We start from the raw sequence: 13,680 nt of genomic DNA on the forward strand, positions 1-13,680 counted from the left end.
GCTCGGCACACAGCCGCGTTCAGCACAGGAATCTCCGTCCGGCGGGGGGACGGGAGAGGGGATGCCAGGGTGATCCTCACGGTCACGCTCAACGCCGCCCTCGACATCACCTACCGGGTGCCGGAACTGCGCCCGCACACCACCCACCGCGTCACCGAGGTCACCGAACGGCCCGGCGGCAAGGGTCTCAACGTGGCCCGGGTACTGGCCGCGCTGGGCCACGACACCGTCGTCACCGGCTTCGTCGGCGGGGTCACCGGCACGGTGCTGCGGCAACTGCTCGGTGGAATCGCCGTGCCCCGCACCGGCCCCAAGGCACCGCACGGAACGATCACCGACGCACTGGTCCCGATCGCCGGGACCACCCGGCGCACCATCGGCGTCGTGGACGCCACCACGGGCGACACCACCCAGCTCAACGAGCCCGGCCCGATCGTCACCACCCCCGAGTGGTCCACCTTCATGGACGCCTACGGCCGGCTGCTGCGCGAGGCGTCGGCGGTCGCGCTGTGCGGCAGCCTGCCACCCGGGGTCCCCGTCGGGACGTACGCCCAGCTCATCCGGGAGGCGCATGCGGCGGGCGTGCCCACCTTGCTGGACACCAGCGGCGAACCGCTGCGCCGGGGCATCGCCGCCCGCCCCCATCTCGTCAAGCCCAACATCGACGAGCTCGCCGGGCTCACCGGATCCACCGACCCGCTGCGCGCCGCGCGCGACGCCCGGCGGCGCGGGGCGCGCGCGGTGGCCGCCTCGCTCGGCCCCCACGGCATGCTCGCGGTCACCGCCCATGGCGCCTGGCGCGCCGCCCCGCCGCGCCGACTGGCGGGCAATCCGACCGGGGCCGGGGACGCGGCGGTCGCGGGGCTGCTGTCCGGGCTGGTCGAGGAGGCACCGTGGCCGGACCGGCTCGCCCGCGCGGTGGCCCTGTCGGCGGCGGCCGTACGGGCCCCGGTGGCGGGCGAGTTCGACCGGGCGGTCTACGACGAGGTGCTGGCGGGCGTCGAGGTGACGGAGCACCCGGCGGCGGCGTAAGGCCGATGGCGGGGCGAGGCCGCCACGAGCACCGCCCGCACGTTCAGAAGCCCCGCACCCTCTTGGGGCCCCGGCGGTCTCTCCGGGACCCCGGCGGTCTCTCCGGGGCCCCGGCGGTCTCTCCGGGACCCCGACCCTTGGCTGTCGCCTCGGCCTAGCCCTTCGCCTTGGCCAGCCGCATCTGGTCGATGTTGGCGTTGCACTTGTCGCCGTTCTCACACGACACGGTGATCGTGTTGGTGCCCTTGCTGAGCTGGACGATCGACCAGGTCTCCGTCCAGCCCTTCTCGAAGTCACCCTTCGGCGCGCCCGCGAAGTTCTTCATGTTGAGCGGCCGCGCCTCCTTCTTGCCGTTGATCGTCAGCGACATGCTCTGGTCCTCGCCGGGCACGCCGTACGTGACGTACAGCCGGTACGACTTCGCCTTGTCCACGTCCAGGCTCCAGGTCGCGGACGCCCCCGGGGCATTGACGCCGACGTAGGAGCCGCCGTCGGCCTTGGCGCCCTGGATGGCGCTCGCGGGGGCCGCGCCGCCGGTCAGCCGCATCTTGGCGGCGTCCTCGGTGGGCAGATTCGCGTCCGGGGCATTGGAGGGCCCGGAGGACTCGCCGGGCCCGACGCTGGAGCCCGCCGTGGGCTGGTTCGTCGGATCGGCCTGGCCGTCCTTCTTGTCGTCACCGTTGGTGATCATGGCGACGCCGATGCCCACGATGACCACCGCGACCACGGCGATCGCGCCGATCAGCAGCCCCCTGTTGTTGGGGCCCCGGCCGCCTCCCCCATGGCCGCCACCGGGCTGGCCGGATGCCCCGCCGGGCAGCGTCTCGGGGGCGGCGTAGTGGGCGTTCTGCCGACCGTAGCCGCCCTGCTGCTGGCCGTATCCCTGCGGCGGCTGGTTCGGGATCTGCTGGCCGTAGTTGCGCTCGCCCACCGCACGGACCTGGTTGTAGGAGGTGCGGGGAACCCCTGGCTGAGCCGGACCTGGGTAGCCGTAGCCACCGGTGCGGGGGGCGGCACCCGGCTGGCCCGACTGACCGCCCTGGTCCCCCTGGTCGCCTTCCGAGCGGTACAGGTAGGCGAACGGGTCGTCGTTCTCCGGTGTGCCCGAGCCGTTGTTGCCGGCCGTCATCCCTCGTCACTCCCCTATGCATATGGCCATCGGCGCAGGATCAGAACGCGCCACGACAGCTCATATCAGGGTCGAGAGGGCCTCAACAGGGCGTGTGCTGTCCGGATGGCCAATATTCACGATCGGTTCACTGTCGGCGGCAGGGCCGCATCGGCGCAGCCTACCGCGACCGACCGCTCCCACACCTCATTCGGCCGGTCGGTGCACCCCTCCTACCCTCCGACATATCTCACAACCGCCCACCGGCACATCTACCCGGCCCGGCGGCGCTCCTTGGAGCGGGACCGCTTCTCGATATACATCCGCTGGTCAGCGGAGTGCAGCACCTCTTCGGCCGACATTCCGCAGCCCGCCCAGCCGATGCCGAAGCTGGCACCCACCCGGACGGCCCGGCCGTCGACCCGGATGGGCGGGGTGATCGCGTTGCGCAGCCGCACCGCCAGGTCCTGGGCGTCGGCCCGGCCGAGGCCGTCGGCGAGGACGACGAACTCGTCGCCGCCGAGGCGGGCGACCGTGTCCCCTTCGCGCACGCCATTGGTCAGCCGACGGGCGACCTCGATCAGCACGGCGTCGCCCGCGTGGTGCCCGAAGCGGTCGTTGATGGACTTGAAGCCGTCGAGGTCGCAGAAGAGCACCGCGAGCCCCTTATGGCCGTCATCGGCGTTGGAGTCCTCGTTGGGCGGGATGGTGTGCACATGGCCGTCGAACGGGACGCTCTCGGCGGGGGGCGGGGTGCCGAAGCACTCGAAGTCGTCGAAGCCGTGCAGATGTCCCGCCGCGTCGACATAGACCCCGCCGGCGCCCGCGCCGTCGGGCGAGACGGCCTCGTCGTCGTAGCCCCCGCCCGGCCGGGGCGGGGTGGCGCACAGCCGGGCGGCGAGCCGGGCACGCAGCTCGGCGCTGTTGGGCAGGCCGGTCAGCGAGTCATGGCTGGCGCGGTGGGCGAGCTGCAGCTCATGGCGCTTGCGCTCCTCGATGTCCTCGACATGGGTGAGCAGGAAGCGCGGGCCGTCGGCGGCGTCGGCCACCACCGAGTTGCGCAGCGAGACCCAGACGTACGAACCGTCGCGGCGGGCCAGGCGCAGCTCGGCGCGGCCGCCCTCGGCGGAGGTGCGCAGCAGGGTGCCGATGTCCTCGGGGTGGACGAGGTCGGAGAAGGAGAAGCGGCGCATCGCGGAGGCGGGACGGCCCAGCAGCCGGCACAGGGCGTCGTTGGTGCGCAGCAGCCGGCCGTGCTGATCGCCGCCCATCTCGGCGATGGCCATACCGCTGGGCGCGTACTCGAACGCCTGCCGGAAGGACTCCTCGCTGGCGCGCAGCGCCTGCTGCTCGCGCTCCAGGCGCAGCAGGGCGCGCTGCATATTGCCGCGCAGCCGGGCGTTGCCGATCGCGACGGCGGCGTGGAAGGCGTACATCTGGAGGGCCTCGCGGCCCCAGGCGCCGGGGCGGCGGCCGTTGCGCGGTTTGTCGACGGAGATGACGCCGATGAGCTCGCCGCCGGAGCCGCCCGCCGCGAAGAGCGGGGCGAACAGGCGGTCCATGGGGTGCCATTCGTCGGGAAAGCGGGGCGCGGGGCCGGGGGTGTGCCACTGCGGGACGTCGTCGTCGTCGAGGACCCAGCCCTCGCTGTACGGGATGAAGCGCAGATCGCCCCAGCGGTCGCCCATGGACAGCCGACGCTCCCAGGAGCAGCGGGAGCCGACCCGCCCGGCCATCAGCGCCTCGGCCCCGGCGCTGCCGCCGACGGCGGCGACGACGAGGTCTCCGTCGGGGCGGACGAGGTTGACGGCCGACAGCTCGAACCCGAGTCCGGCGATGACGCCGTCGGCGACGGCCTGAAGCGTGTCGGCGAGGTTGCGGGCGGTGTTCAGATCGGCGACTACCTGGTGTAGCTGCCGCAGTGTCGCAAGGCGGATATACGGCTCCGACTCGGTCTCCATCGATCGCACTCCCCCGAGACCTCGACAGCAAACTCCTGGCGTCTTGTCGTCCGATTGCCACGGCCACTGAATCACAGCGAGCTGTTCACTCGGTACACAGGGTCAACAATTACTGCCTGCTGTGACTCATGTCACAGAGCGTGTTCACTTCTTTAACAGAGGAGGTGGGAGCGCTCCAATTTTTTGTGAACGCAAATTCCGGAACGGCAATACCTGGCCATGCAAGGCGGCCACCCGAACAGCCCGGGCACCCTACGGCCGGCGCCCGGCCTACGGCCGGCGACCTAAGCCCGCTGTGGTCCCCGGGCCCGATGCGGGGAGGGGGCGGGGGCGGTTAGCGTCGAAGGGTGTTCCCGACGACTCCTTCCAGTCCAGCCGAGCCCGCCGTCCCCCATGCTGGTGGGGTGAGTGAGGACGAGTTCCGTGTCGCGCTGTCACGGCTCACCGCGGGCGTGGTGCTGGTGACCGCGCATGACCCGGAGGAGGGGCCGCGCGGCGAGGACGTCGGCATGACGGCCACCGCGTTCATGTCAGTGTCACTTGACCCGCCGCTGGTGATGGTGAGCGTTCGCAACGGTTCGCGGATGGACGAGCTGCTGGAGCGACAGCCGCATTGGGCGGTATCGGTCCTGTCGGAAGGTCAGCGACACATTGCGGGACGGTTCGCCATGAAGGGGCGCATCAGCGACAGGTTGCTGTTCGAGGACATGCCCGTGGTGCGGGGCGAGCACACGGGCGCCCCGCTCGCGGTGGGCGCGCTGGCGACGCTGGAGTGCCGCACCGAGCAGCGGGTGACGGCCGGGGACCACACGCTGGTGGTGGCACGGGTGCTGGACGCGGCGGCACCGGCCGCGGAGGGCGGGCCGCTGACGTACTTCAGGGGGCGCTACCGGACGCTGGGGTGAGGGCGCCAGGGGGTGGAGACCGAAGAGCGAGGAGTGGGGAGCCCGGTCGGCCCGGTCCGGCGGCTCGGTTCGGTCGGCTCGGTTCGGTCGGCTCGGTTCGGTCGGCCCCGGCCCGGCGCTGCGTCCTACGTCCAGCCCCGCCCCGTACGCCCCCGCTTGACGTCACTGCGCTGCTTCTTCTCCCGCAGCCGCCGCTCGTTGATGCCCCGGGGGATCCGGGTGGGGCGGCGCGGTTTGGGCGGTGGCGCGGTCGCCTCCGCGAGCAGCGATGCGAGCCTTACGGCGGCCGTCTCGCGGTTGCGCCACTGCGAGCGGTGCTCGGAGGCCCGTACGGTCACCACCCCGTCCACCAGCCGGCCCGCCAGCCGCTCCAGCGCGCGCTCCTTCCATACGGGCGGCAGCGCCTCGGTGCGGGCGAGGTCGAAGCGCAGCTCGACCCGGCTGTCGCTGGTGTTGACGTGCTGTCCACCGGGTCCGGAGGAGCGCGAGAAACGCCACACCAGCTCGGCCTCCGGCAAGGAGACGGAACCTCGGATGACATAGGGCGCGGGCATACGTCCATGGTCGCCTGCCGACCCCGGCGGCGTCATCCGGTTATCTCGTCACACCGCCGCATCAGGGTTTGGCAAAGAAAGTAAAGGGAGCTGGAACCTGTCGGGCTGTTCGTGGCGTTGTGGAGGGTGACGACGGCTTCGCCCGTCGCCTCGAATCATCGAGACCACGAAAGGGACTCCCCATGGCTGTAAGCCTGTCCAAGGGCGGCAACGTCTCGCTCACCAAGGAGGCACCGGGCCTGACCGCCGTCACGGTCGGCCTCGGCTGGGACGTCCGCACCACCACGGGCACCGACTTCGACCTCGACGCGAGTGCCATCGCCGTGAACGCGAACGGCAAGGTCTACTCCGACCAGCACTTCGTGTTCTTCAACAACAAGTCCACCCCGGACCAGACCATCGTCCACACCGGTGACAACGTCACCGGTCAGGGCGAGGGCGACGACGAGCAGATCAACGTCAACCTGGCCGGTCTGCCGGCCGACGTGGAGAAGATCGTCTTCCCGGTCTCGATCTACGACGCCGAGTCCCGCAGCCAGAACTTCGGCCAGGTGCGGAACGCGTTCATCCGCATCGTCAACCAGGCCGGCGGCACCGAGATCGCCCGCTACGACCTGAGCGAGGACGCCGCGACCGAGACCGCCATGGTCTTCGGCGAGCTGTACCGCAACGGCGCGGAGTGGAAGTTCCGTGCCGTGGGCCAGGGCTACGCCGCCGGTCTCGTGGGCATCGCCCAGGACTTCGGCGTCAGCGTCTGAGGTTTCACCGGCGCGGAAACACTGAGGGCCGCCCCACACCAGGGGCGGCCCTCGCCCTATCGGCGCCTATTAAGGCGCTCATGGGGCGCTTATAAAGGGGAACGGGGTCGGGACGGGGTCAGAACTCGCTGGTGTCCAGGTCGAACCCGAGCGGTTCGGGCAGCGACAGCGGCTGGGAGATGTCGACCTCGACCTTGCGGGTGTACCTCTTCCCGGCGGGCAGGGAGTGCAGCACGGCCTGCTTCCGTTCCCGGTCGATCAGCAGATAGAACGCAATGCCCGCCGCCGCGTAGCCCCGCAGCTTGGGTCCCCGGTCGTTGTCGGCGGTCGAATGCGAGGTGACCTCGCCGACGAGCATCACGGCGCCGGGGTCGTGGTACTCCAAGGAGTCACCGAAACTCCCCTTCGGCGCGATGACGAAATCAGGAACGACCTTGCCGGTTGGTGACGCATCCGGAACGCGAAGTCCGACGCCGGTGTAGCGCCCCAGGTCTTTCCTGTGGTCGCGTACCTGCCCAGTCACTTCCGACACAATTTCTTCGTGCTCGCCGTTAGCGGGAGGCACCACGTGGATTTCTCCTTCGATCAGTTCCACGCGCCATCCCTCGGGGGCTGCCGCGCTCAACGCCACGAAGGCTTCCTCGACCGATGAAGCGGTGCTCTCGCCACTGTCCGTGCGCGCCTCGCGCTCGGGGGCCGTCAGTACCACGGTGGACCTCCTTCGTACGGAGCGATGCTTCCAGCGTAGGCGAGCGGTCCCGGGCGGTCTGGCCCGTAGTCACCCTTTCGGAGGACGATCAGCCCCGCGCGCCGAAGGCGCCCGAGACCGCCTGGGAGAGAGCCTGCTTACGGCGGTCGTGGGCCGCGGGCGGGTCGTCCGGGGCGGCTGTGGCGGAGAGCCCGGAGGCGGACCAGGTCAGGGCCATGGCGAGCACCAGCGCGAGGACGTCCTGGGGGTCCATCGAGGCGGTGACCCGGCCGTCGCGCTGGGCGTCGGCGATCGCCTGGAGTTTGGTGGCGACGGTGGCCGATGACTCGGTCACCAGATTGTTGGTGGCCACTCCTTCGAGCCTCGCCCAGGTGGCCAGGCGGATCAGCTCCGGCCGTTCCATGGCGGTGTCGTACAGCCGCACGGCGTACCGGGGGAGGTCGTCGGCCGTGAACGGCACGGAGTCGACGACGACGTCGGCGTGGAGGCGGAAGACGGCGCCGAAGAGGCCGAGCTTGTCTCCGAAGTAGGCGTAGAGCTGCGCCTTGTTGATGCCCGCGGCGGCCGCGATGCGGTCGACCCGGGCGCCCGCGATGCCATGGGCGGCGAAGTCGACGGTGGCCGCGTCGAGCAGGCGGCGGCGGGTGGCATCGCTTTTCCGGGGAGACACGGGGCTCAGATTACCAACTGGTTAGTTGCCAGTACGGGCGCTGCCGCGTAGCGTACAAAAAACCAACCAACTAGTTAGTTAGAAGCGAGGTGGGGCGCATGACCGTGCGCGCATACGCGGTGGAGCGGGCCGGTGGCCCTGTTCAGCGGCTCGAGTACGAGCCGGAGCCCCTCGGCCCCCTGGAGGTCGACGTCGCCGTGACGCACTGCGGCGTCTGCCAGACCGACGTCGCCATGGTCGACGACGCACACGGCTACTCCCGGTTCCCGCTGGTCGCGGGCCATGAGGCGGTCGGCGTGATCGAGGCCGTGGGCAGCGCCGTCGACGGCGGGCAGCTTGCCGTCGGCCGGCGGGTGGGCGTCGGCGCGGTGGCGGGGGCGTGCTTCGCCTGCGAGTGGTGCCTCAGCGGCCGGCAGTATCTGTGCGCGGACAAGGACGACACGGTTCTGCGCGGCCACCGCGGCGGGTTCGCCACCCGGGTGCGGGCGAGCGACTGGCGCTATGTCCAGCCGATCCCCGACTCCCTCGCCTCCGAGCACGCGGCGCCGCTCCTGTGCGCCGGGATCACCGTGTTCTCGGCGATCACCCGGAACGGGGTCCGGCCCACCGACCGGGTCGCCGTGGTGGGGGTGGGCGGTCTGGGCCACCTCGCGATCCAGTTCCTCGCCAAATGGGGCTGCCAGGTGACCGCCATCTCCTCGACGGCGGCGAAGGCGGACGACAGCCGCCGGTTCGGCGCCCATGAGTTCGTCGCCGCGGAGGAGGGGCTTCAGCGGGTCTCGGGCTCGTTCGACTTCATCCTCTCGACCGTCTCGGCCGACCTGCCGTGGGACGCGTACCTCGCGGCGCTGCGCCCGCAGGGGACGCTGTGCGTGGTCGGCGTTCCCCACGGGCCGTTCGGCTTCCACCCGTTGAGCCTGCTGCTGGGCGAGAAGCGGCTCGTCGGCGGCCTCGTGGGAGCACCGGCGGAGAACCGGCAGATGCTGGACTTCGCGGCGCGGCACGGCATCCGCCCGGCCGTCGAGACCTTCCCGGCCGCGCGCCTGGACGAGGCGCTCGACCATGTCCGCCACGGACGCGCGCGCTACCGCGCGGTGTTGGAGTTCTGAGCCGGGACCGCACGCCTCCCGGACGCCGGGCCGCGCCCCTCCCCGAAGCGGGGTCGCGCCCGTCCCCGCCGTCGCTCGCCCACGCCGTGTTGGCGGAGGCCACCGTCGAGCGGCGGGACGGTGCGGGGTGGGGGTGTTGCCGATCCGGCGGCCGATGGCGTCGGTACGGGCTGATGAGCCGCCGCGCACCGGCGGAGACGGGGCCCGTCGCGCGGAAATCCGGGCCGCCGTTCAAGCCGTCGGCGGCACCGGGCCGGATGCCCGCCGCGCCGCGGCCGCTGCTCGCCGCCGACAGGACCCATCTGGTCCCGGACGGGCTCACCAGGACGGCGGGATCTGACCCGCCGCGGAAAGCATGGCTGCGCGCCGCTCGGCACACAGATCGTCTTCTCGTCGCGTACACAGCAACGCCGCCCGCTACGGCCGCCAACCGGCCCGCCGCGCTCGCCACCTGGGCGATTGGCCGGTACCGGCCCCCGGAGCGGCCGGAGGCACCGATCCAACAGGGGCATGACGTAGCACCATAAGTCGGCATCAAACAACTGTTGTTGCCTCATGCCTCGCTGACCGAATTCGCCCCTACTTGCACGACGTCGCGTCAAATTCTTGTTACGCGTCTACCCGATTCGATCGTTCGATGACAATCTCTGGTCGACCCGCTGCGCGTCCTCCGACTCCGCAGTAGGGCCCTCTCGCACCGCTATGTGCACCACTCGCACCACTCCTGCTCGACCGGACGGCCCACCCATGACCGTCCGTACCCCCTACGCAGGGCCGCGACCCGGCGGCCCCAAGGCAAGGAGACCGAGTGAGACCCATCGCTTCCTCCCCCCGTAAGAAGACCGTCCGCGTGGCGGCGCTCGTCGCCTCCGCCGCCATGGTCGTCATCGGTGTGCAGTCCGGCCAGGCCAGCGCCCAGCCGGAGCGCTCCCGCGAGGCGGGCGCCACGGCGCTTCCGCTCACCGCCACCGAGCACGCCACCGCGATCAAGGCGGCCCAGGCCGACGCCTCCGCGCAGGCCGAGTCCCTCGGACTCGGGGCCAAGGAGAAGCTCCTCGTCCGCGACGTCATCAAGGACGCGGACGGAACCGTTCACACCCGCTACGAGCGCACCTACGCGGGGCTGCCGGTCCTCGGTGGCGACCTGGTCGTCCACGAGAAGACCAGCGGCGCGCGCTCCGTCAACAAGGCCACCGGCGCGCGGATAGCCGTCAAGAGCACCGACGCCGCCGTGACCCCCTCGGCCGCCTCCGGCACCGCGCTGAAGGCCGCGCCGAAGGCGACCACCGGCGAGAAGGCCAAGTCGCCACGGAAGGTGGTCTGGGGGACCACCGGCAAGCCCGTCCTGGCCTGGGAGACCGTCGTCACCGGGACGCAGGCCGACGGCACCCCGAGCGAGCTGCACGTCGTCACCGACGCCACCACGGGCGCGAAGCTGTCCCAGTGGGAGGGCGTCGAGACCGGCAGCGGCACCAGCAAGTACAGCGGCACGGTGCCCCTGGGCACCACCAAGAGCGGCTCCACGTACAGCCTCACGGACGGAGCCCGTGGCAACCACAAGACCTATGACCTGAACCAGGGCAGCTCGGGAACCGGCACCCTGTTCACCGACGCGGACGACGTATGGGGCGGCGGCCGCCAGACCGCCGGCGTCGACGCGCACTACGGCGCGGCCGAGACCTGGGACTTCTACAAGGAGTTCCTGGGCCGCAACGGCATCAAGAACAACGGCGTGGGCTCGTACTCCCGCGTCCACTACGGCAACAGCTACGTGAACGCCTTCTGGCAGGACTCCTGCTTCTGCATGACCTACGGCGACGGCTCGGGCAACGCCAACGCGCTGACCTCGATGGACGTGGCCGGCCACGAGATGAGCCACGGCGTGACCGCGGCCACCGCCAACCTCAACTACAGCGGTGAGCCCGGCGGTCTCAACGAGGCGACCTCCGACATCATGGCCACCGCGGTGGAGTTCTACGCGGCCAACTCCGCGGACGTCGGTGACTACCTCATCGGCGAGAAGATCAACATCAATGGGAACGGCACCCCGCTGCGCTACCAGGACAAGCCCAGCAAGGACGGGGCGTCCAAGGACTACTGGTCCTCGACGCTCGGCAACATCGACGTCCACTACTCCTCCGGTCCCGCCAACCACTTCTTCTACCTGCTGTCCGAGGGCAGCGGCGCGAAGGTCATCAACGGCGTGAGCTACAACAGCCCGACCTACGACGGCTCGACCGTCACCGGGATCGGCCGGGACAAGGCCATCAAGATCTGGTACCGGGCCCTGACCACGTACTGGACCTCGACGACCAAGTACGCGGGCGCCCGCACCGGCACCCTCAGTGCCGCGTCCGACCTCTACGGGGCCAGCTCCACCGAGTACAAGGCGGTCGCCGCCGCCTGGACCGCGATCAACGTGAAGTAAGCGGTCCGCCGAAGCGGTGACGGGCCGCACCGGGGAACACCGGTGCGGCCCGTTCCGGGCGTGCCCCGTCATCCCTGTCGTAGCCGGTGGTCGCCACTTACGCTGCTGTCATGACTCAACAGGTACGCGGCGTGGTAGCCCCCGGCAAGGGCGAGAAGGTCAGGATCGAGACGATCGTGGTGCCGGACGCCGGCCCCGGCGAGGCGGTGGTGAAGGTCCAGGCGTGCGGCGTCTGCCACACCGATCTGCACTACCGGGAGGGCGGGATCAACGATGAGTTCCCCTTCCTGCTCGGCCATGAGGCGGCGGGCATCGTGGAGTCCGTGGGCGAGGGCGTCACGGAGGTGGCCCCCGGCGACTTCGTGATCCTCAACTGGCGGGCCGTCTGCCACGAGTGCCGGGCCTGCCGCCGCGGCCGCCCCTGGTACTGCTTCAACACCCACAACGCGAAGCAGCCCATGACGCTGACCGACGGCACCGCGCTGACCCCGGCGCTCGGCATCGGCGCGTTCGCCGAGAAGACGCTGGTGGCCGCCGGGCAGTGCACCAAGGTCGACCCCTCGGCCTCGCCCGCCGCGGCCGGGCTGCTCGGCTGCGGCGTGATGGCCGGCATCGGCGCCGCGCTCAACACCGGCAACGTCCAGCGCGGTGACTCCGTCGCCGTGATCGGCTGCGGCGGTGTCGGCGCCGCCTCGGTCGCCGGGGCGCGGCTGGCCGGGGCCGCGAAGATCATCGCGGTGGATCTGGACGAACGGAAGCTGGAGTGGGCCCGTTCGCTGGGCGCCACCCACACCGTCGACGCGGGCAGCGACGATGTCGTCGAGGCCATCCGGGAGCTGACCGACGGCAACGGCGCCGACGTCGTCATCGAGGCGGTGGGCCGCCCCGAGACGTACCAGCAGGCGTTCTACGCCCGCGACCTGGCCGGCACGGTCGTCCTGGTCGGCGTCCCCACCCCCGAGATGAAGCTGGAGCTGCCGCTCCTGGACGTCTTCGGGCGCGGCGGGGCGCTCAAGTCCTCCTGGTACGGGGACTGTCTGCCGTCCCGCGACTTCCCCATGCTGATCGACCTCTACCAGCAGGGCCGCCTCGACCTGGACGCGTTCGTCAGCGAGACGATCGGGCTCGAGGACATCGAGGAGGCGTTCGCCAAGATGCACCGCGGCGAGGTGCTCCGCTCGGTGGTGATGTTCTGATGACCCCTCCGCCCGTACGCGTCGACCACCTCGTCACCTCCGGCACCTTCTCGCTGGACGGCGGCACCTGGGAGGTGGACAACAATGTGTGGCTGATCGGCGACGACCACGAGGTGTACGTGATCGACGCCGCGCATGACGCCGACGCCATCGCGGACGCCATCGGCGACCGCCGACTGCTCGGCATCATCTGCACCCACGGCCACGACGACCACATCGACGCGGCCCCGGCCCTCGCCGACCGCACCGGCGCGCCGATCCTGCTGCACCCCGAGGACGAGGTGCTGTGGCGGATGCGCCACCCGGACCGCGCCCCGGACCAGCCGCTGGCCGACGGCGACGTCCTCACCGTCGCGGGGACCGAGCTGCGGGTGCTGCACACCCCCGGCCACTCCCCCGGTGCGGTCTGTCTGCACGCCCCGGCGCTGACCACGGTCTTCTCCGGGGACACCCTCTTCCAGGGCGGCCCCGGCGCGACCGGGCGCTCCTACTCGTCCTTCCCGACGATCATCGAGTCGATCCGGGAGCGGCTGCTGACGCTGCCCCCGGAGACGCTGGTCCGCACCGGCCACGGCGACTCCACGGCCATCGGGGACGAGGCCCCGCACCTCGACGAGTGGATCGCGCGGGGGCACTGAGCCGCCGCGGCCGAGCAGCCCACACCCCGACAAGACCAGCAGATCACGCGGGGGCCATACGGCCCCCGCCGTCGATCCGCCCCCGCCCCCGGGGCCGCGCTCACCAGACCGCGGCCCCGGGGGCCGTTTCGGCCACCGACACCGGGCGCTGGAAGGACCGGTCGTAGTAGACCAGCGGGGCGTCCTCGCCGACGTGGGCCGCCACGACCCGGCCGATGAGGACGGAGTGGTCGCCGCCGTCCACCACACGGTGCAGTGCGCAGGCGACCCGGGCGACCGCCTCCGGTATGCCCGGCAGCCCCAGCTCCATCGGCAGGGTGTCCCCCGCCGCGAACCGGTCCACACCGGAGGCGGCGAAGCGCCTCGCGATGTCGGCCTGTCCCTCCGCCAGGATGTTGATCATGAAACTTCCGGCGGTGGTGAACGCCTCGTGGGTGCTCGCGGTCTTGCCCAGGCAGATCAGCACCAGTGGCGGGGCCAGGGACAGCGAGCTGAACGAGCTGCCCGTGAACCCCCATCTGCGCCCGGACGCGTCGACCGTCGTGGCCACCGTCACGGGGGCGGGCACCCGGGCCATGGTCCGGGTGAACTCCTCAGAGGTGATGGTCATCG

13 protein-coding genes are annotated in these 13,680 nt (G+C 71.2%); 7 read left to right on the forward strand and 6 right to left on the reverse strand.

What is annotated here, in order from left to right; genetic code table 11:
* Nucleotides 1-69 precede the first annotated feature (69 nt).
* Nucleotides 70-1,032: a 1-phosphofructokinase family hexose kinase gene (locus tag STRVI_RS41355; RefSeq protein ID WP_014061524.1), complete on the forward strand. Its 963-nt coding sequence runs from the start codon at nucleotides 70-72 to the stop codon at nucleotides 1,030-1,032.
* A gap of 154 nt (nucleotides 1,033-1,186) precedes the next feature.
* Here the strand turns inward: STRVI_RS41355 and STRVI_RS41360 are convergent, their stop codons facing one another.
* Together STRVI_RS41360 and cdgB are read right to left on the reverse strand one after the other, a co-directional pair.
* Nucleotides 1,187-2,161, reverse strand: a complete 975-nt coding sequence (locus STRVI_RS41360; RefSeq protein ID WP_014061525.1) for a hypothetical protein — start codon at nucleotides 2,159-2,161, stop codon at nucleotides 1,187-1,189.
* A gap of 251 nt (nucleotides 2,162-2,412) precedes the next feature.
* Complete coding sequence (gene cdgB / locus STRVI_RS41365; protein WP_014061526.1) at nucleotides 2,413-4,101, reverse strand: diguanylate cyclase CdgB; 1,689 nt, start codon at nucleotides 4,099-4,101, stop codon at nucleotides 2,413-2,415.
* Nucleotides 4,102-4,505: 404 nt separating this feature from the next.
* On the opposite strand from cdgB, the gene STRVI_RS41370 reads away from it, so the two are divergent.
* A complete protein-coding gene (locus STRVI_RS41370; protein ID WP_014061527.1) occupies nucleotides 4,506-5,006 on the forward strand; it encodes a flavin reductase family protein in 501 nt (166 codons plus the stop codon).
* 125 nt (nucleotides 5,007-5,131) lie between these two features.
* On the opposite strand, the gene arfB is transcribed toward STRVI_RS41370, so the two are convergent.
* Complete coding sequence (arfB, locus tag STRVI_RS41375) at nucleotides 5,132-5,560, reverse strand: alternative ribosome rescue aminoacyl-tRNA hydrolase ArfB (RefSeq protein ID WP_014061528.1); 429 nt, start codon at nucleotides 5,558-5,560, stop codon at nucleotides 5,132-5,134.
* A 182-nt stretch (nucleotides 5,561-5,742) separates the two neighbouring features.
* Between arfB and STRVI_RS41380 the strand changes: the two genes are divergently transcribed.
* Nucleotides 5,743-6,318, forward strand: coding sequence for a TerD family protein (locus STRVI_RS41380; RefSeq protein WP_014061529.1), 576 nt, complete (start codon nucleotides 5,743-5,745; stop codon nucleotides 6,316-6,318).
* 118 nt (nucleotides 6,319-6,436) lie between these two features.
* On the opposite strand, the gene STRVI_RS41385 is transcribed toward STRVI_RS41380, so the two are convergent.
* Entirely contained in the window at nucleotides 6,437-7,027 is a 591-nt protein-coding gene (locus STRVI_RS41385; protein ID WP_014061530.1) for a Uma2 family endonuclease, read from the reverse strand.
* 88 nt (nucleotides 7,028-7,115) lie between these two features.
* Nucleotides 7,116-7,697, reverse strand: coding sequence for a TetR family transcriptional regulator (locus tag STRVI_RS41390; RefSeq protein WP_014061531.1), 582 nt, complete (start codon nucleotides 7,695-7,697; stop codon nucleotides 7,116-7,118).
* 98 nt (nucleotides 7,698-7,795) lie between these two features.
* On the opposite strand from STRVI_RS41390, the gene STRVI_RS41395 reads away from it, so the two are divergent.
* The 4 genes from STRVI_RS41395 (at nucleotide 7,796) to STRVI_RS41410 (ending at nucleotide 13,068) form a co-directional block, all read left to right on the forward strand.
* Nucleotides 7,796-8,806 (forward strand): NAD(P)-dependent alcohol dehydrogenase, encoded by a 1,011-nt coding sequence (locus STRVI_RS41395; RefSeq protein ID WP_014061532.1) that lies wholly within the window; start codon nucleotides 7,796-7,798, stop codon nucleotides 8,804-8,806.
* Nucleotides 8,807-9,614: 808 nt separating this feature from the next.
* Entirely contained in the window at nucleotides 9,615-11,234 is a 1,620-nt protein-coding gene (locus STRVI_RS41400; protein WP_014061533.1) for a M4 family metallopeptidase, read from the forward strand.
* Nucleotides 11,235-11,344: 110 nt separating this feature from the next.
* A complete protein-coding gene (locus STRVI_RS41405) occupies nucleotides 11,345-12,430 on the forward strand; it encodes an S-(hydroxymethyl)mycothiol dehydrogenase (RefSeq protein ID WP_014061534.1) in 1,086 nt (361 codons plus the stop codon).
* Nucleotides 12,430-13,068, forward strand: coding sequence for an MBL fold metallo-hydrolase (locus STRVI_RS41410; protein WP_014061535.1), 639 nt, complete (start codon nucleotides 12,430-12,432; stop codon nucleotides 13,066-13,068). The genes STRVI_RS41405 and STRVI_RS41410 overlap by 1 nt, the downstream gene beginning before the upstream one ends.
* A gap of 100 nt (nucleotides 13,069-13,168) precedes the next feature.
* On the opposite strand, the gene STRVI_RS41415 is transcribed toward STRVI_RS41410, so the two are convergent.
* Nucleotides 13,169-13,678, reverse strand: coding sequence for a flavin reductase family protein (locus tag STRVI_RS41415; protein WP_014061536.1), 510 nt, complete (start codon nucleotides 13,676-13,678; stop codon nucleotides 13,169-13,171).
* Nucleotides 13,679-13,680 lie beyond the last annotated feature (2 nt).

It is taken from the genome of Streptomyces violaceusniger Tu 4113 (assembly GCF_000147815.2).
Classification (GTDB): Bacteria; Actinomycetota; Actinomycetes; order Streptomycetales; family Streptomycetaceae; genus Streptomyces; species Streptomyces violaceusniger_A.

What these genes read in the sequence shown, in the direction of transcription:
- STRVI_RS41360 (WP_014061525.1), bottom strand. Translation starts at nt 2,161, where the DNA reads ATGACGGCCGGCAACAACGGCTCGGGCACACCGGAGAACGACGACCCG.
- cdgB (WP_014061526.1), bottom strand. Translation starts at nt 4,101, where the DNA reads ATGGAGACCGAGTCGGAGCCGTATATCCGCCTTGCGACACTGCGGCAG.
- arfB (WP_014061528.1), bottom strand. Translation starts at nt 5,560, where the DNA reads ATGCCCGCGCCCTATGTCATCCGAGGTTCCGTCTCCTTGCCGGAGGCC.
- STRVI_RS41380 (WP_014061529.1), top strand. Translation starts at nt 5,743, where the DNA reads ATGGCTGTAAGCCTGTCCAAGGGCGGCAACGTCTCGCTCACCAAGGAG.
- STRVI_RS41395 (WP_014061532.1), top strand. Translation starts at nt 7,796, where the DNA reads ATGACCGTGCGCGCATACGCGGTGGAGCGGGCCGGTGGCCCTGTTCAG.
- STRVI_RS41405 (WP_014061534.1), top strand. Translation starts at nt 11,345, where the DNA reads ATGACTCAACAGGTACGCGGCGTGGTAGCCCCCGGCAAGGGCGAGAAG.
- STRVI_RS41410 (WP_014061535.1), top strand. Translation starts at nt 12,430, where the DNA reads ATGACCCCTCCGCCCGTACGCGTCGACCACCTCGTCACCTCCGGCACC.
- STRVI_RS41415 (WP_014061536.1), bottom strand. Translation starts at nt 13,678, where the DNA reads ATGACCATCACCTCTGAGGAGTTCACCCGGACCATGGCCCGGGTGCCC.